The organism is Cellvibrio mixtus subsp. mixtus J3-8, assembly GCF_000766945.1.
GTDB lineage: Bacteria > Pseudomonadota > Gammaproteobacteria > Pseudomonadales > Cellvibrionaceae > Cellvibrio > Cellvibrio mixtus_A.
In genome coordinates, this window is sequence record NZ_KN266220.1 from 11,088 (window position 1) to 11,312 (window position 225).

At 57.3% G+C, this 225-nt stretch carries 1 protein-coding gene; it reads left to right on the forward strand.

Annotation, left to right across the window (positions count from 1 at the left end; all coding sequences use genetic code 11):
* Position 1 precedes the first annotated feature (1 nt).
* Positions 2-225, forward strand: a 224-nt coding sequence (locus tag A596_RS23705) for a hypothetical protein (RefSeq protein ID WP_235425808.1), incomplete at its 3' end; no start/stop codon positions are given.

A 225-nucleotide genomic window follows, 5' to 3' on the forward strand; every position in this document is an offset into this window, starting at 1 on the left:
TATGTCAATCACCGCCCCTGATCGACAACTACCCGCGCCGCTGGTTCGTGCCACAGGCGATACGGTGCTGCGCCGGGTGGTTCCGCGCGAGCTTGCACCACCACTGCATAGCATCACTGCACAACGCGCTCAAATCGCACCACAGCGTTTTTACAAACGTACATGGCGTGGACCTTGGGTTGGCCCGTGGCGTTTGTCCATTCCGTTTAAACACTCAGAGGAATA